Annotated in this window: 16 protein-coding genes; 9 read left to right on the top strand and 7 right to left on the bottom strand. The window is 54.0% G+C overall.

Translation table 11 applies throughout. The features are described from left to right. Position 1: 1 nt before the first annotated feature. From AC2IAX_RS03995 to AC2IAX_RS04010, 4 genes are all read right to left on the bottom strand, one after another. A complete protein-coding gene (locus AC2IAX_RS03995; RefSeq protein ID WP_494389431.1) occupies positions 2–877 on the bottom strand; it encodes an aldose epimerase family protein in 876 nt (291 codons plus the stop codon). A gap of 441 nt (positions 878–1,318) precedes the next feature. Next, positions 1,319–2,578: a CAP domain-containing protein gene (locus AC2IAX_RS04000; protein WP_494389432.1), complete on the bottom strand. Its 1,260-nt coding sequence runs from the start codon at positions 2,576–2,578 to the stop codon at positions 1,319–1,321. A gap of 143 nt (positions 2,579–2,721) precedes the next feature. Next, entirely contained in the window at positions 2,722–4,200 is a 1,479-nt protein-coding gene (locus AC2IAX_RS04005) for a DUF4335 domain-containing protein (protein WP_494389433.1), read from the bottom strand. Continuing rightward, positions 4,197–4,832, bottom strand: a complete 636-nt coding sequence (locus tag AC2IAX_RS04010; RefSeq protein ID WP_494389434.1) for a DUF3038 domain-containing protein — start codon at positions 4,830–4,832, stop codon at positions 4,197–4,199. The genes AC2IAX_RS04005 and AC2IAX_RS04010 overlap by 4 nt, the downstream gene beginning before the upstream one ends. Positions 4,833–5,201: 369 nt before the next feature. Between AC2IAX_RS04010 and AC2IAX_RS04015 the strand changes: the two genes are divergently transcribed. Then, positions 5,202–5,738 (top strand): adenine phosphoribosyltransferase, encoded by a 537-nt coding sequence (locus AC2IAX_RS04015; protein ID WP_494389435.1) that lies wholly within the window; start codon positions 5,202–5,204, stop codon positions 5,736–5,738. 628 nt (positions 5,739–6,366) lie between these two features. Further along, complete coding sequence (locus tag AC2IAX_RS04020) at positions 6,367–7,287, top strand: NF038130 family PEP-CTERM protein (protein ID WP_494389436.1); 921 nt, start codon at positions 6,367–6,369, stop codon at positions 7,285–7,287. 321 nt (positions 7,288–7,608) lie between these two features. Here the strand turns inward: AC2IAX_RS04020 and AC2IAX_RS04025 are convergent, their stop codons facing one another. Further along, a complete protein-coding gene (locus AC2IAX_RS04025; protein WP_494389437.1) occupies positions 7,609–8,286 on the bottom strand; it encodes a vWA domain-containing protein in 678 nt (225 codons plus the stop codon). Positions 8,287–8,994: 708 nt separating this feature from the next. Here AC2IAX_RS04025 and AC2IAX_RS04030 point away from each other — a divergent pair. Beyond that, positions 8,995–11,583 (top strand): glycogen/starch/alpha-glucan phosphorylase, encoded by a 2,589-nt coding sequence (locus AC2IAX_RS04030; protein WP_494390269.1) that lies wholly within the window; start codon positions 8,995–8,997, stop codon positions 11,581–11,583. Positions 11,584–12,004: 421 nt separating this feature from the next. Continuing rightward, positions 12,005–13,432, top strand: a complete 1,428-nt coding sequence (locus tag AC2IAX_RS04035; protein ID WP_494389438.1) for a sensor histidine kinase — start codon at positions 12,005–12,007, stop codon at positions 13,430–13,432. Between the two features lie 17 nt (positions 13,433–13,449). Here the strand turns inward: AC2IAX_RS04035 and AC2IAX_RS04040 are convergent, their stop codons facing one another. Together AC2IAX_RS04040 and AC2IAX_RS04045 are read right to left on the bottom strand one after the other, a co-directional pair. Then, entirely contained in the window at positions 13,450–15,414 is a 1,965-nt protein-coding gene (locus AC2IAX_RS04040; protein ID WP_494389439.1) for an FAD-dependent oxidoreductase, read from the bottom strand. 108 nt (positions 15,415–15,522) lie between these two features. After that, a complete protein-coding gene (locus AC2IAX_RS04045) occupies positions 15,523–17,103 on the bottom strand; it encodes a DUF2079 domain-containing protein (protein ID WP_494389440.1) in 1,581 nt (526 codons plus the stop codon). A 34-nt stretch (positions 17,104–17,137) separates the two neighbouring features. Between AC2IAX_RS04045 and AC2IAX_RS04050 the strand changes: the two genes are divergently transcribed. From AC2IAX_RS04050 to AC2IAX_RS04070, 5 genes are all read left to right on the top strand, one after another. Further along, positions 17,138–17,779 carry a hypothetical protein gene (locus AC2IAX_RS04050; RefSeq protein WP_494389441.1) on the top strand — a complete coding sequence of 214 codons (642 nt, stop codon included), beginning with the start codon at positions 17,138–17,140 and terminating at the stop codon, positions 17,777–17,779. Between the two features lie 96 nt (positions 17,780–17,875). Then, positions 17,876–18,475, top strand: a complete 600-nt coding sequence (locus tag AC2IAX_RS04055) for a Uma2 family endonuclease (protein WP_494389442.1) — start codon at positions 17,876–17,878, stop codon at positions 18,473–18,475. Positions 18,476–19,203: 728 nt separating this feature from the next. After that, entirely contained in the window at positions 19,204–19,701 is a 498-nt protein-coding gene (locus AC2IAX_RS04060; RefSeq protein ID WP_494389443.1) for a DUF2231 domain-containing protein, read from the top strand. Further along, positions 19,701–20,318: a DUF2231 domain-containing protein gene (locus AC2IAX_RS04065; protein ID WP_494389444.1), complete on the top strand. Its 618-nt coding sequence runs from the start codon at positions 19,701–19,703 to the stop codon at positions 20,316–20,318. The genes AC2IAX_RS04060 and AC2IAX_RS04065 overlap by 1 nt, the downstream gene beginning before the upstream one ends. Continuing rightward, positions 20,315–21,253 (top strand): cytochrome c oxidase subunit II, encoded by a 939-nt coding sequence (locus AC2IAX_RS04070; protein ID WP_494389445.1) that lies wholly within the window; start codon positions 20,315–20,317, stop codon positions 21,251–21,253. Before AC2IAX_RS04065 ends, AC2IAX_RS04070 begins: the two co-directional genes overlap by 4 nt. Positions 21,254–21,300 lie beyond the last annotated feature (47 nt).

The following is a 21,300-nucleotide window of genomic DNA, read 5'->3' on the forward strand; positions in this document are numbered from 1 at the left end:
TTTAGCGGTTATGTTGCAGTTGCAATCGCACCTGATTGGTGTGAGTCGAACCGGGATCCAGCCACAGCAATTGTTCACCCGTGTTTAAGGCATTGCGCGGCCCTGTCCAGGGTTCCAGGCAATAGAAAGGCTTACCCTTCAATGTCCAAAACACCAAGGTGCGGTAACTAGCATCAAACTCCAGGCTGAGGGTTTGCTGTTGCTGGCGATCTGTGACCGTGGCCGATAGGCGATCGACCACAGGAAATCGCAGATCTAATTCATCTTGTTCAAAGTCCAAATTGCCATCAAAGGCCCCGCTCAATTGGCGCTTTTGATCAAAATATTCAGTGACAGGAAGATCGATCGCCAGGACTGATTTATCAGCCACATTAAAATAGGGATGTAGCCCTGAGGAAAAAGGCATGGGGCGATCGCCCAAGTTTTGATGATTTTGGATTATTTCTAACTGATTTCCCTGCAACCGATAGGTGAAATCCAATCGAAACTGGAAGGGATAAACGGCTAGGGTTGCGGGTGTGGCATCGAGGGTGAGGGTAATGCTCGCTGCGTCGCGCAAGTCGGATCCCGTGACCATCCAAGGCAAATTTCGCGCAAAACCATGCTGCTTGAGAATGCCCGTTTCTCCGCTGGGTAGCTGATAGTAATTGTCCGGTAAGTTCCCGCAAATGGGGAACAAAATGGGGATGCCGCCGCGAACGCTGAGGTTGGAATCTTGATAGCGATCGCGATCGAGATAGAGCAGCTCTTGGCCCTGAATTGCCCAGCGGGTGATGATGCCGCCGCGATCGGGAACCACTTCTAAAACGGACTGGGCAGCCCCATCGGTTAATCGAAAGACCGGCCACTGTTCAGCTAATTCTTCAATCTGAAACATGAGGTTCTGAATCCTGAATGAATGGCAAATCCTAGAACGGGGCTGTCCTAATTCATGGGGTCAAGATTGCGGGGTGAATCGTCATAACAAGGGGCTTAAGCCCCTTGCCCCCCACGATCCGTTAACGGGGGCTTAAGCCCCTTGCCCCCCACGATCCGCTAACGGGGGCTTAAGCCCCTTGCCCCCCACGATCCGCTAACGGGGGCTTAAGCCCCTTGCCCCCCATGATCCGCGAACGGGGGCTTAAGCTCCTTGCTGCCTAACGATCCGCTAACGACAAATCTGGGATTTCGTGCTCAACGACGACAGCCCCTAAGCTCTTTGCTGCCTAACAGTTTGGCGATGGCAACCGTTATTCCCTTGCTGCCTAACGATCGAGCAATGGAAACAGTCACTAGGATCAGCCTATCAAAATCAGCTCAAAATCAGCTCGTCGTGCCACTAGAACGGGGCTTGGCCGGTGAAATTTCCCGGCGGTGAATAGCGACAAACCAAGGTATCGTTACCACCACCCGAGGCCAGGCCGCAGCCCACTTGCGTCGTGTTGCGCCAAACGATTTGGGTGTAGTGTCCCACATCGGCCCAATTGCCGGTGGTGCTGACGTTGGGGAAAATTCCCTGCTTGAAGAACCGCTTTTCGGCTCCCCATAGGTCAACCAACGCTTTAGCGGAATAGGCCCCACTGGTTCCTCGGGCTAAGTTTTCGCCCTGACCAGTGTTTTGGGCATGGTTAAAGGCTCCGGTGGATGCCAATTGGTTCGCCCAGGCCTGGGCATCCCTGGCCAAGGAGTCTGACCAAGTGAGAGGGGCAACACCCACGGCCGATCGATAGCTGTTGTGGGTGGTGAGGATGTCGCTCGTGAAGGTGCTGGTTCCGCCGCCGCTGGTTCCGCCGCTGTTGGTGGTACTGCCACCGGCCGCGCGGGCCACAGCATCGGGGGCAGCCCCCAAAAAGAAGGCAATTTCTTGGCCGGCCGCATTGGTCACCAAGGTGCCGGTGATGGAGCCGTCGCCGTCGGGATCAATGTCCACGCCCACGGTGCTCTGGATCGTTTGGCGAATGGTGGCGGCGGTGGCATTGGCAGGCAGGGTTAGCCCCGGAGGCAGGCTGCCGCTGCTGCCTTGCAGGAGGGTGACCAGAAGGCTGAGGGAATAGCTGGTGGTTTGGAAGCGCATATCGCTGGCACTCAGATTGTTTAGTTGCAGGCGATCGACCGTGGGATCAAAATCCAACACCACGTCCACATTGCTGAGACCGGTGGCATCGCCCCGCAGGCTGAAGGTATCGGTTCCTGCACTACCGATCAGCACATCGCTGCCCAAATCGCCGCTCAGGAAATCATTGCCCGCACCGCCCAGGAGCAGATCAGCATCGCGCCCTCCCACTAGGGTATCGTTGCCATCGCCACCCACCACCCAATCGTTACCCAAGTTCCCAGCCACGAGGTCATCCCCCAGCCCGCCATCGAGGTCGTCTTGGTCGCGGCCCCCTAGCAAGCTGTCGTTTCCACCGTTGCCCCGTAGCCGATCGTTGCCCGTGTTGCCATAGATAAAATCGCCCCCTTCAGACCCTTGAACGCTGTCTGCACCTTCTAGGGCCCGTAGGCCTTGGGGGGCGGTGGCGAGCAGGTTGGCCGGAACGGTGTAGGTATCGTTACCGGCACTCAGATCAAAGAATCCTTCGGGAGATAGACCAGCCATAGCTAGGAACACTAGGGAGATGGAGGATTGGGATTGGGGCGATCGATTGGGTGAGGACGCTTGGGCGCAATCAACTCAGCCATCAACCCAGCGATCGAGCTAACCCCAAGGCCAACATACCCAAGAAATCCCCAAGAATCAGGTTAGGAACGCACATCGATCGACCCATCGGGCCAAAAGACCACTCGAAACTGAGCCAAGGGAGCCAGTTGCACCTTGCCGTTGTCGCCTTTGATGGCGCTGGCGGCTGGGTTCAGCAATGGGCCCAGGGGGAAGGGTTTTTGGGCCGCGTTGCGATTGGCGGGATCCGCCTCCACTGCGAGGCCAGCGGCATTGGTGCGCACGTCATACATCAGGGGCATACTGGGCGCAGATTGACCCTGCCAGGCGGTTCGCAGGCTCTTCTCAAGCTGGGCGCGGGCACTTTCACGGGCGATCGCGTCGCTGAGGCTGGGGTTCTGAATTCGGTTGACAGCGGCATTGCTGGCGTTGACGGATTTCATGGGGATCACTTGCACCCCCTGGGCAGCGCTGAAGGAGACCTGGAAAGTGGCCAGGGGTTCTCCGGTGTTGGCCCGATCGAGGGGTTTAAAGAGCAATTTGGGCAACGGGGTGCGGGCGATCGCCTCTTGGGCCATGGCGTTTTCTGGCAAATAGCCCACGATCGAGCCATCCTCGCCCACGCTCACCCGGTAGCTCAAGGTCACGGCCAAATTCTGGCGATCGGTCCAAGCCTGATCTAACTGGCCCAGGAGATACCGCTCCAAGGCCGCCAACTGTTTGGGATCCGTCACCGGCTTGGCGGGAGTCAACAGCGTATCGGCTCCCTCTCCGGCCAGGGGCGAGGGCACTGGCACCGATGAGGGGGGAATGGCTGCGCTCGTGCTGGCTGGGGATGCCGCCGGGAGCGATCGGGTTTGGGGCTGAGGTTTCGTGGGGCTGGGTGCGGTGGCCGGTGAGGGCGAGGGCAAGGCCGACTGATTTTGAGGCGTGGGTGTGGGCGTGGGTCGCAACAAATCCTTGGGTTGTTGCACCTTGGGCACGGGCAGCATGAACAACAACCCCGCCGCCACGGCCAACCCGGACGCGCCCAAGGCCACGGGAGCCGCCCGTTGCACCAGCGGTTCCGCCTGCACCAAGTCATGGCGAGACACCGGTGAGAACACCTGCTGGATGTCGGGCAAGGTTTTGGGATCGCCATAGAACTGGTCGATCGTTTCCACCAAGTCAAACAGTTGCAGCGGGGTCAGCAATAGCTCGATCGGCTGTGGCGGGCCATCGCCGGGCCCCTCCGGATTCGGCGGCGGCATCACCAACAATCGATGTTTGCCCCCATCGGCCGGCACAACCGCCACATTGGGCTGACTGGGATTGATCTCCGTGGGCAACTGGGGCGATTGAATGCCGCTGAAGCAACCCTGGGCGTATTGACTCACCACCTGGGCAAACCGCTCAAAAAAGCTGCGATCGCACAAAAATCCCCGGCCATGGGCAGGAAACTGACAATTCACCGTCAACAGCACCGATAAAGTCGGTCTTGCTTCTCCCACCTCTGCCAATGAATCCATACCCTCCAGGGTTAGGACACAATTGGGCAAGCTGTACTGTCGTTGAATTGTCACGCCACTTCTCCGTCAAACAAACTAATCCAAAAGCGTTCCAGCCCCGCCGTTGACGAGCAGTACAGTAACTGTTCCAGCAAGCGCAGGGCCAGGGTATTCAGGGCTTCGTCGGTGTTGTAAACCGTCACGGCCGATCGGCGCGGATTCATCCGGGCCCGGAAGTGGGCCCGGAACCGCTCCAGATAATCCGCCAGCCGAAAATGGTGCTCGAAGGATAGATCCTGCTCCTCCAGACGCTCGCAAGCCAGAAGTAATTGCCGAATCAGCACCGTCAGCCGCTTGGCCAAATAAACCACAATTGTGGTCAGGGCTTTGGCCTCATTCAAGCTGAGGGGCCGCCGTTGCACCGCCCGCCGCAAAGGATTCGTGGCTCGCAGTCGCCACAGGTTAACCTTTGTGCCAACCACGCTCGTGATCCCCAGCTCTTGGGCACAGTAAAGAATGGCCTCAGCCCCGCTGAGATCGAGGGCTTCGATCGCCAGGAGCATCAAGTCCAGTTGTTGGCGGGCCCGTCGGGGACATTCGCCATCTTTTACGAGCGGATTGGGCAGCCGCTCCAAAATCGGCGGGATCTCCGGTGAATCTGCGGGAATAGGCGATCGATCGGCAAACATTGCACTCGAAGAAGTCATCGGCACAGAATCACATCAGCAATTCAATGAAACCATTGATTAGAAAATCATTTCGATCCATCGGTCAATCAGTCCGATTGTCCGCGAGGGGGATAGGGGGCAATCCCACCCAAGCGAAGATTCCAGGGCATTGGGTCGATCGGGGAAGATCGGGAAGCCTGTGCCACTTGGGCGATCGCACCCATTGAAACATCCTGCAATCATCCAACATCCTGCAATCATCCCAAAATCATTCCGTAACCACCCCCCACCGGACGATCGGCTGCAAAATTCAGCCCCGCGATTCAGCGATACTGATTCCGCACTGATGCCACCGAATGATCCCCACCAGTTTAAGCAGTTTTAAGTAATTTCCTGGAGAAAACCCCGATGACCCAGCCCCAGCCCCAGCCGACGGATTTGCATCGTCTGGTTCGTGCTATTCCTGATTTTCCACAGCCCGGAATTGTTTTCCGCGATATTACAACCCTGCTGCGCGATCGGGATGGTTTGCAACAGGCCGTGGATCACCTACACGATCGCTGCCATGACCTGCGCCCGGATTTTGTGGCCGGCATCGAAGCGCGCGGGTTTCTGTTTGGTCCGGCCTTGGCGTTGGCCTTGGGTGTGGGCTTTGTGCCCCTGCGCAAACCGGGCAAACTCCCCGCCGCCACCCATGGCGTGGAATATGACTTGGAATATGGGCGCGATCGCCTGGAAATTCACCAGGATGCGATCAGCCCCGGCTCTCGGGTGTTGGTGGTGGATGACGTAATTGCCACCGGGGGCACGGCCGCCGCCGCTGGGCAACTGATCCAGCAAATTGAAGCAACCCTGGTGGGCTATGGCTTTTTGATTGAGCTGCAAGACCTCAAGGGGCGCGATCGCCTGCCGGATGTGCCGGTTCGATCGGTGCTGGTTTATTGATCAACTCGCTGAACCGCTTTTCGATCGCCCCGTTGACTAGCTATTTAATCAGCGATGGTTGGTTGAGTTCGTGATCGGTTCGTTGATCCTTCGCTGATCTTTCGTTGATCTAAAGATATGGATTGGGTTTGACCGATCAAGGCTCAGTCCACCGGGCGACTCTTGGGGACGCGTGATGATTCTTGGGAACTCGATCGAGATGCGTATTAGCAGCCTTGTTTTCGCAATTTGCCTTGGAACGATTCATTTGGGGCTGCTTTTTCCGCAAACTCATTCTGCCCGATCGATTTGAGCATTGAATGTGTGATCGAGATCAACGATCTGTAGAGATCAGTCTCAGAAACCCTTGGTTAACCCATCCAAAGGCGTGATCCAGATCATTCATCGAAGCTTTTCGCAGAACTTCATCAACTCCTTAAGAACCATCTGCGCAACTTTATCCAGTCTTTACCTAATCGCCCTGGCCCTTCCCGTAGGATTGCAGGAGTAGCAAGTCAAGTCAGCCCAGTGCGCTTAAAACCCTGATGGCTGACCAACGCCAAGCCAAGCGCGTCTTAGCTGGGTGCTCCTTGAAAACAAGCCCAAAATTTTTAGCCCAAGTTAGCTCAAGACTGTTGGAGTCGAAAACATGGTTGGACTTTTCCCCAAACTGGTCGTAAGCGCCTCAATGGCCGCTGGCGTGGGGTTGTTTGCCGGAGCACCAGCCCTAGCCGCCAGCCTCCAAGGTGCCAGCACCACCGGCGATATCCTGGTGTATTGTTCAAACGGCACCAACACCTTTCTGTGCGATAACAGCAACCTCGGCACTGCCCTGCAAGGGGATCTGACCGCGCCCGGTGGCAACGTTGAACTATTCGCAGACAGCGAAACCGCGCCTGGACTGGCCAAGTTCCTGAGCGGCACTTACAGCACCCTCAGCGGCACTCTGAACGGTCAAGCCATTCAATTCCGCAGCCTGGTGAAGTCCGACTGGACTGCTCAATTTACCCAAGCTTGGCTGACGGATGTGGCTACCCAAAATGGCATTAGCAGCATTTTGACCGGTGGTTTGCTGTCAGAAGCAGTTGGTTACTTCACCTCCAACACGACGGAAGCCAATGCCGCTTTGGCCAGACTGAGTGACCCGAACATTGCCTTCGTGAACCAAGACTTGGTGAGCGGGATGATTTCGGTGGGTCTGGCGGGTCATATGGACGTGACCAATATTGTGTCGGGGCTGATTGCCACCAGCAAAACCCTAACGAACATCCAAAAAGTTCAGTATGGCAACGCCATCAAGGCCCTGGGAACCCAAGGGGTGAAGCTGCAAGCCAGCGAGCTGGTGAAGGTGCTTTACGATGGGCAAGAAACTGTCCGTTATGGTGGTCAGGGGATCGCTTCTGGACAGGTGGAAGCGGGTGATGGCAAGTCCCACAACGGAACCTATTTGGTGCAGTTCCAAGGCAAGTTGCCGGAGCCGCCGGCCGCCACGCCGGAGCCGTCCTTGATGGTTGGTTTGGCTGCGGTGGGTAGCTGGGTGGCGCTGAAGCGTCGCCAGAGCCGCGCCTAATTTGCCTCAGAAAGGCGCTCTTGAAAATTGAGCTGGAAAATGGGGGGTGATGCCATGAACTTGGCATCGCCCCCCATTCGCTTTGAGACTTGGTTGGAGTCTGGTTTTGATGCTCTGGGATCAGCGATCGGGTCTGGGATCGCTGATTTTGCAGTTGGCAATCTGAATTGAGCAGCCAGATTCAACAACCCGGATTGATCAGCTAAATAGGATTGAGCAGTCAGGATTGACCAGCATTAATCAGCTAAGCAGGATTGAACAGTCAGGATTGACCAGGATTGACCAGGATTGAACAGTACTGATTTGCCCAATTGGGGATCGCTAAACTTCGCTCCAACCCGTAGGGGAAGGGAGGGGAACTTGTTCGCCGGGGCGCGATCGAGACACTTGCTGCATACTGGCCGAAAGCCACAGAAACAGCTCTTGGAAACTGAGACCCTTGAGCTTCAGGGGCGATCGCACCGTGAGGGATCCCAGTCGCTCCATATCTGCACCTTCGACACCCACGGCAAAAAAGGCGAGTGATTTACGGGCTTCTTCGTCGCGAATTCGGGTGGCAGCGGCTCCGAGCACTTCCGCATCATCACTGGGCGCACCGTCAGTAATTAAGAAAATCCAAGGACGGTAGTAAGCCACGCCATTGCTGCGATACTGGGCTTTACGATCGCGCAGCAAGTCTAAGGCCGCGTGGATTGCAGCTCCCATGTAGGTCATGCCGCCGGCTCGGAGCCGAGGCGCTTCAAAACTATCGGCCGTCACAAAGTCTTGAAGCACTTCCACCCGATCGGCAAAGGTTGCGATCGCCACTTCCACCCGTTTAGCTGCTAGGGAGTCGCCGTTGAGATCAGCCTGGAAAGCTTGCAAGCCAGCTTCCAGAGCGGTTAAAGGCGCGCCCTGCATGGAGGTTGAGACATCCAGCAGCAGCACGCAAGGGCAGCGCGGCTCTGGGTTTTCTGCGAAGGCGATCGCCTCTTCAAAGTCAAAATTTCCAGACACCATTAAAACTTCTAGACACGACGGAAGCGACGAAAATGACTCGGCTAGACTAGGACTCAACCTGAGGATGATCCACCGCTGACTCCCTGCGGACTGCCAGAGCTGACCACAGCTCTAGTTTTCCAAGCAAGACGAGGTTAGAGTGCATCCCAAGGCCTGATCCGCATCACTTGTTTGAGGAGTGGGGTCATAACCCAAGCCAATAACTTCAGTTATCAACTGCTCCCCACGCACCATTGAGTTTCCCAGACCCGGCTTTTGGGTGTTACTTTCCCCTAGACCCGGTTTGGGGTGATGGGTTCCACTGGCCACAATCAACTAACTCAATTAGACAACATCAATCCAGTTAGAAAACAGTCAGCCAGCGCCAGTGACTCCTCCAACCCGATCGCCCTGTTCGATCGCCCTGGTTAATCCGGGACTCGATTGGGAACCCCGATCGCCACACCCGATCACCACGATTGAGATTTCCGAAGATTGAGATTTCCGAAGGTTGATACCCCAAAGGTTTGATTCACTGCACTGGTTGATTGAGTTGATAGGCAGTTTGGATATCCGGTGGGGATCGCTACGATCGGGATCAAGTGTATTTTCCCTTGAACCTTGGGCAGCGCCAGGGCCGGTTCCGGCTCCCTGTCCACGCCCGATCGTCCCCTTGGCCCCCACGGCCGTTCGGCCTCTCACCTGATTTCTTTACCCACCGCCGCCCCTATGACCTCTACCGGACAACCGCTCTCGAATTACACGGAATCATTTGACATTCAGGGAAACTACTGCCCGATTACCGTTCACGTGGAGGACGATCGCACCGGGATGGCCCCCGACACGTTGCGGCGTGCCTTTGCCGACAACCTGTACTACATCCAAGGCAAAAACGAACTCACCGCCACGCCCTTTGACTACTACATGGCGCTGGCCTACACGGTGCGCGATCGCCTGTTACACCGCTGGATCGCCAGCAACACCACCTACATGCAACAGGACGTGAAAACGGTCTGTTACCTGTCAGCGGAATTTTTGCTGGGGCGACAGTTGGGCAAGACCATGCTCAACCTGGGGATGTATGAAAAAGCCAAGCAGGTGGTGACGGAAGCTGGCTTAGACTTCAATCACCTGTTGGAATTGGAGCCAGAACCGGGGCTTGGCAACGGCGGTTTGGGTCGGCTGGCGGCTTGCTTTTTGGACTCGCTAGCCACCTTAGAGATTCCGGCGATCGGCTACGGCATCCGCTACGAATTTGGCATCTTTGATCAGCGGATCGAAGATGGGGCCCAAGTGGAGCGGCCCGATAAATGGCTGCGGTTCGGCAATCCCTGGGAAATTCGTCACCCGGAATTGACCGTGGAAGTGGGCTTTGGGGGGCACACGGAACAGTACGTGGACGAGCATGGCCATGGTCGTTGTCGCTGGGTTCCGGCCCGACGCATTTTGGGCACGCCCCATGATGTGCCGATCGCGGGGTACAACAACAACACCGTCAGCACCCTGCGCCTGTGGAAAGCCAGCGCCAGTGAAGAGTTTAATTTCCAAGTGTTCGATCGGGGTGACTACACCGGAGCCGTGGCCGACCAAATCTTGTCGGAAAACATCTCCAAGGTGCTTTACCCCAACGACAACACGGCCCAAGGGAAGCAACTGCGCTTTGAGCAGCAATACTTCTTCGTGAGCTGCTCCCTGCAAGACGCAATCAACCGCTACCGGCGAGATCGGCGGCGGGGGTTGGAATACCTGCATGAAAGCATCGCCATTCAGCTCAACGACACCCACCCCGCGATCGCCGTAGCCGAACTGATGCGGTTGCTGATCGATCGCTACGATTTGGGCTGGAACCGCGCTTGGCACGTCACCCGCCAATGTTTGGCCTACACCAATCACACCCTGTTGATGGAAGCCCTGGAACGCTGGCCCGTCAACCTGTTTGAGCGGCTCTTGCCCCGCCACTTGGAAATCATCTACGAAATCAACCAGCGCTTTTTGGACGAAGTGCGGCTGCAATATCCCCACGACGAAGCCCGCGCCGGTCGGATGTCTTTGATTCAAGAAAATCCAGAGCGGATGGTGCGGATGGCCCATCTGGCCTGCGTTGGCAGCCATGCGATCAATGGGGTTGCGGCCTTACACACGGACTTGCTGCAAAAGCACGTCCTCAACGACTTTTACACCTTCTGGCCCGAAAAGTTCCAGAACAAAACCAATGGCGTAACGCCCCGCCGTTGGCTGCTGTTGGCCAATCCTCGGCTATCCAAGCTGTTTACGGAAAAAATTGGGGACGATCGCTGGGTCAAGGATCTGGAGTTGTTGCAATCTCTGGAGCCGTTGGCGAATGATCCCGAATTCCGACACCGCTGGGCTGAAATCAAACAGGCCAACAAGCGGGAACTAGCGGACTACCTGATGCTGTACAACGATTTGGAAGTGGATCCCCGAGCCATTTTCGATATCCAGGTGAAGCGGATTCACGAGTACAAACGGCAACTGCTGGACATTTTGTACGTGATCTCGCTCTATCAACAGCTCAAGGAAAATCCCAACCTAGATCTACATCCTCGGGTGTTTATCTTTGCGGGCAAGGCGGCCCCTGGCTATTACCTGGCCAAGCTGATCATCCGGTTGATCAACGGTGTGGCGGAGGTGGTGAACAACGACACTGCGATCGCCCGGCGGCTGCAAGTGGCCTTCGTGGCCAACTATTCCGTATCCTTGGGCCAGCGCATCTATCCGGCGGCGGATCTGTCGGAGCAAATTTCTACGGCGGGCAAGGAAGCCTCCGGCACGGGAAATATGAAGTTTGCGCTCAACGGGGCCCTGACGATCGGGACGTTGGATGGGGCAAACATCGAAATTCGCGAAGCCGTGGGGCCCGATAACTTCTTCCTGTTTGGGCTAACGGAAGCGGAAGTGGTGGCCCTCAAGGTCGAAGGCTACGATCCCATGGGCTACTACTACGGTGATCCGGAAATTCAAGGGGTCTTGAATGCGATCGCTGAGGGACAGTTCAGCCGGGGCGATCGGGAGTTGTTCCGCCCCCTGCTTGATGCCCTGCTCTATCGGGATGAGTACATGGTCTTGGCGGACTACCGTGCTTATGCTGAAGCCCAAAGCAAGGTCGATCGGGCCTATCGAGATCGGGAATGGTGGACAAAATCCTCAATTCTCAATTCCGTGCGGATGGGTCGCTTCTCCAGCGATCGCACCATTCGGGAATATTGCCGCGACATTTGGCATGTGTCGCCCGTACCCGTGTCCCTGGAAACCTATTCCCAATCCAACGCCGGGCTGAAAGTCAGCAACAATACCTAGCTGATTCCAATGATCTCTTGAAGATCTTCCCAATCCGAACACCGCCCGATCGCAAGATTCGGCGGTGTTTTGTCGGTTTATGTCTATGGGAATAGAATCCAAATTTGAAACCAAAGGTTTAAACAAAGTTCAAATAGGACAAGAAATATTCATAGAGAAAGTCAGTATGATTTTCTATTAATTGTTCATTAAAATAATCAGCATTCATCGTTTTCATCCAATACAGTCAGTTCAAGCTCTTTCAGCACATCTATCCAATTCTATCAATATTTACCTTGTAGCATTAATTACATCGCCCAAACAATATCAAGACCTGCCTTGTAGCATTAATTACACTGCTCATCACCTACTTTGCACTCTCTTTCCTAAAAACGAGGCTCGGTCATTGGATATTCATTCTCCCTGCTCTCAGGAACCAGTCATGGTTACTAATAATAATGCTGCTGCGTTTAATATCAACGCAAATGCATTTCATGACCTCCAAAATGCCAACAGCCTGGGTGGAAAAGCAGAAGGGGATGACAAAACCTTTGACGCTTGGTTGGGCGATTGGGAATATGCGATCGATCGAACGGCAATTGTGGCCATTACCGATCACAAGGGTCAAATCATCTATGCTAATGACTATTTTTGCAAGCTCTCAAAATATGAACTCTCAGAGTTGATGGGGCAGAATCATCGAATTCTGAACTCGGGTCATCACTCTGCGGAATTTTTCGCGGAGCTGTGGCAAACCATTTCACGGGGAAAGATTTGGCGCGGCGAAATTAAAAATCGCGCTAAAGATGGCTCTGAATATTGGGTGTATACGATTATTGTGCCAATCGTGAGCCAGCGAGGAAAACCCGTTCGCTATTTGTCAGTGCGCACGGATATCACCGATCGCAAGCGCATTGAAGAAGCCCTGCAAGCGTCAGAATTGGCCCTGCGGCAACGGAACGAGGAATTGCAAAAAGCCCTGGCGGATTTGAAGGCAGCCCAAGCACAAATCGTGCAACAGGAAAAAATGTCGAGCTTGGGGCAAATGGTGGCCGGCGTTGCCCATGAAATTAATAACCCCTTGAATTTCATTGCGGCGAATATCAGTCCTGCCCAAACCTACACGAAAGAGCTGGTGCAATTGGTGGAGCTATATCGCAGAAGCTATCCCCAGCCAACGCCAGAAATTGCTGCCAAAATTGCAGAAATTGACTTGGATTTCATGGAATCCGACCTCTTAGATATTTTGAATTCCATGAAGTTGGGTACTCACCGGATTTGTGGAATCGTGAAGTCATTGCGCACGTTTTCACGATTGGATGAAGCAGAGTTGAAATTGGCAAACCTGCATGATGGCTTAGACAGTGCGCTGACTATTTTGGGTCATCGTTTGAAAGCCCACGGCGATCGCCCTGAAATTCAGGTCTTGCGGCAATATGGTTCGCTGCCCAGCGTGATGTGCTATTCGGGCAACATGAACCAGGTGTTTATGAATATTTTGGTGAATGCGGTTGATGCGATCGAGGACTATCACCAGCAGCTCAAGTCGGGATCGATGCATCCTCGTTCTAGCGATGTAATTCCCTACAGTATTCAGATCAGCACATGCCTAAGTGATCAAGATTGGGTTGAGGTGAAAATTACGGACAGTGGTTTAGGCATGGATCCGAAAACGATGAATCGCATTTTCGATCCCTTTTTCACCACCAAACCGATCGGGAAAGGCACGGGTTTAGGCCTTTCCATTAGCTATCAAATCATTGTCGATCGCCATCAGGGTGAACTGATTTGCACCTCTGAACCCGGTGAGGGCACCACTTTTCTGATTCGCATTCCCGTGACACCGCCCCAAGGCTCATTCACACCCTGAGAGACGGCATCTTGGGTTTACCACCACCAGCGCAATCCTTGGGCTTTCATATGTTCACGCACCGAGGGAAACCGATTTTGGGGCACAATTTCGGCCGCAATTAAATTCTTGGGTTGTCGTTGCAACCAACCGGCGATCGAACCAGCAGCAGCCCCTGAACTCCATTCGCTGTAGTGAATGCGGGTGACTCCGTTCACGATGTGGGAAACGGCGATCGCCTTGCCACCAATCAACAAATTATCCACACCCCGAGGAATGAGCGCCTCGATCGGGACAGCCACCGGGCGCACATGGGCAATGTCCGCGCTGGCGTTGGTGGCCTCACCGGGGTCTTCCCAGTTGCGATAGGCACAGCCCTGGATATCGATGTCGTAATGCACCATGGAGATCGAGGTGGCGGAAAAGTCGCGCATATTCTCAATGCCCCGATGCACGTCGTTTTCCCGAATCATGAAGGCATTTTGGCGATAGGCACTGCGGCCCAAAATGCGTCGCCCTTCGCGGATATAGGGCATTAGGCTCAAGCCCGATCGTGTCCCCATGGGCGTATTCGGCCCCGCCAAATGCATCAGGGGAAATTCTTTGGTGGCCAGGGTTTTCAGCACCCATTCTGAAAAAATGAGCGCCCGCTCCTCACCGTGATGTAAGGCTTCCGTGGAAACGCCGCCCATCCAGTTGCGGTACTGATCCGTATCCATTAGCCGATCGCCCGTCAGGATCAAAGGCGGGTTCATCAGGTTCCAGTTGTTGCCATAGCCCCAATTGATCATGGCCATGTCCCCGGGACTGGGCTTACCGGTAATTCGGTTATCCAGCCGCATACTCACGATCCGCCGATACTTGAAAAAGCTGCGATCGAGAAAGGGTGGAAAGCCCCAAAGGGAAAAGGTGCGCTGGTGTTCGTGCTTGGGGAAGGTAGGTTGCAGTTGGCCCAGTTGCTTGAGGCTGCGACCCTCATCATTGGCGATCGCCACCACAAAGGGAAAGGTAAAGGCCTGGGTGCATTGGGGGTTGTCCCAATTGGCCGCATTCGGCTCACCCAAGGTGCGGCGCGACTCGGATCCCAATCGGTGCGGCACACGGGCCCAGGCCACCAGCTCACCGGTATCCGTGGCATCAATCACCGTGAATCGCTTGCCCGGCACTGGTTCTAGGCGAATGGGTGTTTTCCGAAAGGTGTCGTCACTGTTCCAGGAATACCAGGCCGGCAACTCCTGAGACAAGCGACCCGAGGGCACATAGTCCGCCCGAGGCGTTCGCCGCACTGCGTAGATCGCCGTAATGTTGTGGCCCGTTGCATCAAAAGCTGCGCCCTTGAAGGCCGTGGCACTGCTCCAGCGGCTGCCGGGAGCCAATTGGGCAGCCGCGGCCAACGCTTCCCGCGCGGCTACATCGCCGGCCGAAGCAGGAAAACAAAGGGAACCGACCCAGCAGCTATCCACCTCGCGCACGGTTTTGATCGGTTGGTTGCGATCGGCCCAGCGTGGAATCTTGACCGGTTGGCGATAGATACGCGATTTAAAGGCTTTCCAGCTTTCCGAGAGGTTCCCGGCCAAAATCATGTCCGCCGATTCATCGATCGCGGACACGCCTTGGGTGCTAATTTGCCCTCCAATCCAGGGCGACACCTCAATCACACAGGTTCGTGCGCCCGATTGCATGGCATGAACGGCGGCCCCCACACCCCCTAAGGATCCGCCCACCACCACCACTTCGCATTGCCAAACCTCCTGAGCCTGGGGCAGGGGTGACAACACGGGCCGGCCATTGCTGCCAAAGGAAGCCGTGATTCGCAGTTCGTTGGCCAAGTCCTTGGCGGGCCCAGGGGTGACATTGAGGGGCTGAAGATCGTCCGGCGGCGGCAACTGCGAGTTGATGGCATCTGGGCGATCGAACGCGGCCAGGGTTGCGCCCGCCACAACAACCCCCAGCCCCAAAGTCACCTGTCCAAACCGTTGCCACAACCCAATCAGTCGCTGCATGTTGCCGTCTTATCCTTGGTTGCCAAAAGGCGAGGGGGATGGAAAAGGGTGCGATCGCCCGCGAAAATCACAGAAATGAATGCTGACTTGCGATGCGCTCGTACTAGGCTAGCGCTGAAAGAGGACGATCCCACCGCGATCGAAAGCGATTTTGTAGACCGGATTCGATCGCAATTGTTGATCTAATGATTTAGCAAACTCATGGGTGCTGCCCCAACCCGGATGTTTCAGGTTCAGCAACACCCAATCGTATTCGGCCCAGTTGGGCGGTGGCGCGGTGGCGATCGTTTGGCGCAGCATGGTGCGGTGGCTGAGGTGGGGGCCCAAATCAGCGGTGGTGAGGATGCCGCCCCGTTGGTTGGCGGGGATCGATCGCTCCTGGGTTTGGATCAAGGCGATCGCAGCGCGACTGTCGGCCCAGGTATCCAGTTCCACCAAATAGATGGAGCCAAAATAGCCAAATTTGGCCAAGGCCAAAAAGCCAATCAGCGACCAAACCCAAATAGCCCGCCCGCTGGCGATCCAGCCCCGGAGCCGATCGCCCATGGATCCCAGGCGATCGAGCCAATCCCAGCGCCCCCGCGCCAAACTGTCGATCGCCGCCACCAGCAAAAACGGCAAAATCGGCAGGGAATATTGATGCACCAAATCCCGCTGCTCGGCGACCGTTGAGAGGGCATTTAACCCGATCGCCGGAGCCGCCGCCGCCCAGGCCCGCAGCCGCCCACCCCCAAACCAAGGCAACAACGGCCCCAAGATCAACAATAAATAGATCAGCGTGTCGCCCGAGAACAGTTTCCCCAGCACCAATTGCGGCTTCAGGAACAGATTCAACGCCGCCTCAGACACGCTGGAACCCAAATAGGCATAGCGCCCGATCGCATCGTGGCTGAGGCCATGGTTGAAGGCAGGGATCACCGCTTGGTTCACCACCACAAACCAACCGATCCCCATCCCCAGCGCCACCAGTCCGGGCCAGCGTTTGCGATCGAGCAGCAACAACCAAGCGCCCATGGCCGCCACCGTAATCGACAGCACCGCCTTGCAGCCCATCACCCACACCAGCACCAGCGCCAGGGCGATCGGCCGGTTCGCCCGCCCCAGCCAAATCGCCCCCAGCAGCCCTGCGATCCCCATCACCTCCGGGTGAAAGTCAAACAAATTGACGTTAAACACCACGGGATAGAGCAAATAGGCCCAGGCGATCGCCAGGGATTGACCCGGATTCAGCCCCGCCTGTTTCGCCAAGGCCCAGGCCGGGATCGCCCCCGCCGCCAGCCCGATCGCCTGCACCCAAAACAGCCAATAAATGCTGGGAAAAATCGCGTAGAGCAGCCCCACCGCAAAGAAGCTGTAGGCCGCATGGTTACCCATGTGGTGCATATCCGACACGGTGGAAAACGGCACTTCGCCGCGCCCCATCAGGTAGGCCACTTGGTCATAAATCGCTAAGTCAAAGGCCGTCGATTGAAATAGCTCGTGGCGCACCACGCTGCAAATCAACAGGACGATCGCCCAAATGCCCACGGACCACCAGAGCGATCGGGGGATCGATCGAAGCCAGCTTGCAATCGAATTTGCAATAGATGTCCAGATGGGCGATCGCATCTTGGGTTCCTGCGGCACAAATCGCCAACAGCCTACCACCGCCCGGCCCGTCCGCAGGGGGCAATGGCTAGAATCGATCAAGCCCCCGCTCCATCGCTCAAGACCAATTCAGCCGATGAACTATCAACAATGGCGCGATCAACTCTTTGGACAACCCGCAAGGGCCAATCCAATTTTTACAGAGCTGAGTCCTGAAATATATACAATGCCGCGCCATCAAGCCTTTGATTTCATTGACCGATTGCTACTCGATTCGGAAATTCACCAACAAGCTTCCCCGGCTCAAATTGGCTTTGGTCTGAACTACATTTTTTCAAATAGTTGTAGTGACTTTCCCCTCTGCTACTTGGAATCACCGGAGCCGAGAATTGTTCAAGGGGTTAAAAATCTCAAGTATCTTTACCGCCATTACTTCGATCGATACTGCTTTGTTTCAGATAAATCAATCCAGGTGATTGGTTCTACCCCCGAGGGTGATCGGCTATCTTATTTGTGCTACATGTTCTGGGATCTTTTCGTGCTGCATCCTGGTTATACTGCCCCATCTGTCATCCAAGCAGGGTTAGAAGTTATGAGCGAAGCCCTATATAGCAAAAACGGCAATGCGATCGTTTCTGCCATTCACGGATTAGGACATTGGTCACTGAATAACAAACAAGCAGTGGCTATTTTGGAAAAGTGGCTGAAGCATCCCAGCACGCAAAATTCGGTGATTCGCAGCTACGCCCTCCAAGCCAAAACAGGCTACATTCAGTGATTGAAAATTATCCATGGTGGTTCATCAACTGATCTTAATTACCTTCCCCAGATAGTTGCGATATGCTGGGAAAAACTGCGCGATCGCCCCGCCATTATGATTGCTGCTCCCCAATTCCTTAGCCCCGAAGAGTATTTGGCTCTTGAAGCCCAGAGCGATATTCGGCATGAATACCTCGATGGGCAAGCCTATGCCATGGCCGGTGGCACAGATGCGCACACGACGATCGCGCTAAATTTGGCAAGCGAACTGCGATCGCACCTGAGAGGAACTGGTTGCCGTGTCTTTATGTCGGATATGAAGGTGCAAATTAATCAGGGCGCGCAGTTTTTTTATCCCGATGTGATGGTGACTTGCGACCCGGGCGATCGCGATCAACGGCTTTACAAATCCGCACCCTGTTTGATTGTGGAAGTGTTATCGGATTCCACGGAAGCGTTCGATCGGGGCCGCAAATTCGCCACCTATCGTCATCTCAACAGCTTGCGAGAATACGTTTTAATTTCTACTCAACAGCCCCAAGTGGATATTTTTCGGCGCTCCGAGGCGGGCCAATGGGTATTGGAAAGTGATGAAGGCATCAATGCGGAATTGGTCTTGGAAACCGTAAATTACCGAGCCGGGTTCGATCGCCTTTATGAAGATGTGATTTTTGACCAGATTCCCCCGAAACCAATCGAAGATCAAGAATTTTAAGATCCTCCTTCTGGCAGTTAGTTTCAAAATTGGAAGCTTTGAGAGACTAGTGAATGATTAAGCCAGCATCTTGGGCCAAGCAAAATTTAAGTTAAGAAGACTTAAAAATCAGTTCCAACTTGAACTAAATAATTAATTTTAAATTGATCAAAATGTTGTTCAACATACAAAAACCTTGATCTCCAGTATGATGACACTATTGAATCACTGTTCAATGACTCTGATATTGAGACTTGATTGCACAGATTGATAGAAAAAAGATTTATAAAAAGTGAGCGGACTGCATTTTGACTTTCAAAAGGTTTTCCAAAAAATCTGAAATAATTGGTAATAATCTTGATAAAAATCTTAAAAAAACCAGTACAACTTACTGACATTTCCTATGTCTCCACTAAACTAGTAGGCGAGATAGCAAACATCCATTTCAATTAGACAGTAGCCTAGCTTACAAAATATCTTTCCACGTTGAATTTTTTTGTCCACGTTTGGCGGCTAGTTTTTGATGAACTCATAATCACTGGCTGTCAGACTGATGGATTGTGTTTTGTCAAGCAATGAAATTTGTCAAGCAATAGGGCTTTGAAAAATTGGCTCGTAAACGGTTGCCCATTCATGAAATATAACTGTCATTGGCGACCATCATTAAATGACGGACAATTCGCAAAATTTATGATAATTATTGACCGATAGATCAGTATATTCAATCAATCGACAGACTTTTGACCAATATGCTGGAGTATCTCCCCCCGCTCAACGATCATAATTTGCCTTATCCAGACACGATGCACCCAATTGTGGTGCATTTTGTCATTGCGATGGTGTTGTTTTCGGTTTTATGCGATGGCATTGCCTACTTCACTCGCAATTCACGACTCTATGAAGTGAGCTGGTGGAATTTGTTTTTTGCAACCATTTCTATCTTCGTTGCCATTATTTTTGGTCAAATCGAAGCAGGATTGGCCGAACCCTACAACGCCGCCGAAGCCACTTTGAATCTGCACACGCTTCTGGGTTGGTCTTTGTCGGGAATTATCGCAGCAATGACAGCTTGGCGCTATGTGTTGCGATCGCGCGATCCAAAAACATTGCCCAACGCCTTTTTAGGGGTGGGAGTTTTGATGACCGTAATCGTGTGTTTCCAGATTTATCTCGGTGATGTTTTAGTGTGGGTCTATGGACTCCATACGGTGCCCGTGGTTGAGGCAGTGCGGGAGGGACTGTTGTAATGAACAATGATTTGATTGAGCAATTACAAAACCAGTTGGGGATCAATGGATTACCCTATACAATTCCGATTCATCCCAACTTGGTGCATTTGACGTTGGGCCTGTTTATTGTCGCGATCGCCTTTGATATTGTTGGCGTTTTGTTTCCCCTAGAAAAGCCGGTTTTTAAGTTTTTGGCCATTCCTGCCACGCGCTCCAATTTCTTCGATGTGGGTTGGTACAACATGTTGGCCGGGGCGATCGTCACCTTTTTGACGGTGGCTGCGGGCTTTTATGAAATGTTATTGGCTCGGCCACCGGCAGATGTGAAAAGTGCCTGGGGCTTGCAGGCCATGGAAACCATGTTGTGGCATGGTGTGGGTGGTGTTGCCCTGTTGTTATTAATTGTAGGCATGACCGTTTGGCGAGGATTTCAGCGATTTGTTTGGCTGAAAGACCGATCGCGCCAAGTGCAATGGAGCTATCTTTTCGTGGGGCTGATCATCTTTGGCTTGATGTTTGTCCATGGAACCTTGGGAGCACAGCTAGCCGCTGAATTTGGTGTCCATATCACCGCTGATCGCCTGTTGGATTTGGGTGAAAATCCCAACCTCGTTTTGAAATCCTTCAATCCATGAAGATTCGCACCATTTTTACCTTAGGAACCCTAGCGATCGTACTGGCTCTCATCAGTTGGTGGATGGGGGAGCAATCCTACACCTGGTTTCCTCCCCAAGCCTCAGCGGAATCTCAATTGATCGATCGGCTCTTTAGCTTCTTAGTGGCGATCGGGACGTTTATTTTCCTAGGGGTGGTCGGGACGATCGTCTATGTGGCACTGTTTCAACAAGCCGGTAAATACGATACCAGCGACGGCCCGCACATTGAAGGCAATGTCACGCTAGAAGTGGTTTGGACGGCGATTCCTTTTATCCTCGTCGTTGGAATTGCCGCCTACAGCTACCACATTTACGATCGCATTTCTATCCTGGGGCCAATGGAGCATGTGCATGAATCGATGGCACATAATATGGCTCCAAAAGCTCCAGCGATCGCCCCGGTTGCTACTGAATCAAGCAATAGCAATGCGATCGTCAAACCAGAGGTCGTGATTGCCGTGAAGTCTCGACAATGGGCTTGGGAATTCTATTACCCCGATCGACAAGTCACCACGGCTGAATTGCATCTGCCAGCCGATCAACGGATCAGTCTGCAACTAATTTCTGAAGATGTCATCCATGGATTTTATATTCCAGCCTTTCGTGTGAAGCAAGATATCATTCCAGGGCGTGCCATTACCCTGAAATTTACGCCCATCCGCGAAGGCCGATATCGCCTGCGCGACTCCCAGTACAGCGGCACTTACTTTGCGGCCATGCAAGCCGATGTGGTGGTTGAATCATCCGATTCCTATCAGCAATGGCTGACGGATGCGGCGAACCAAAAGCCCACCGCCGCCTATAACCAAGCCTTTGATGAATTCCAGCGTTCCCCCGGCGGACGGATTGGCTGGCAAACAGTTCAACCAGCGCCGCCACCCTTGGTGAACTATCCCGGCAAAGGAACCAGTTAGCAATTAGCTGTTTTCGATCAACCTAGTCTAGTTTAGTTCGGTCTTGG

The sequence above is a fragment of the Limnothrix sp. HT2024 genome (assembly GCF_059138625.1).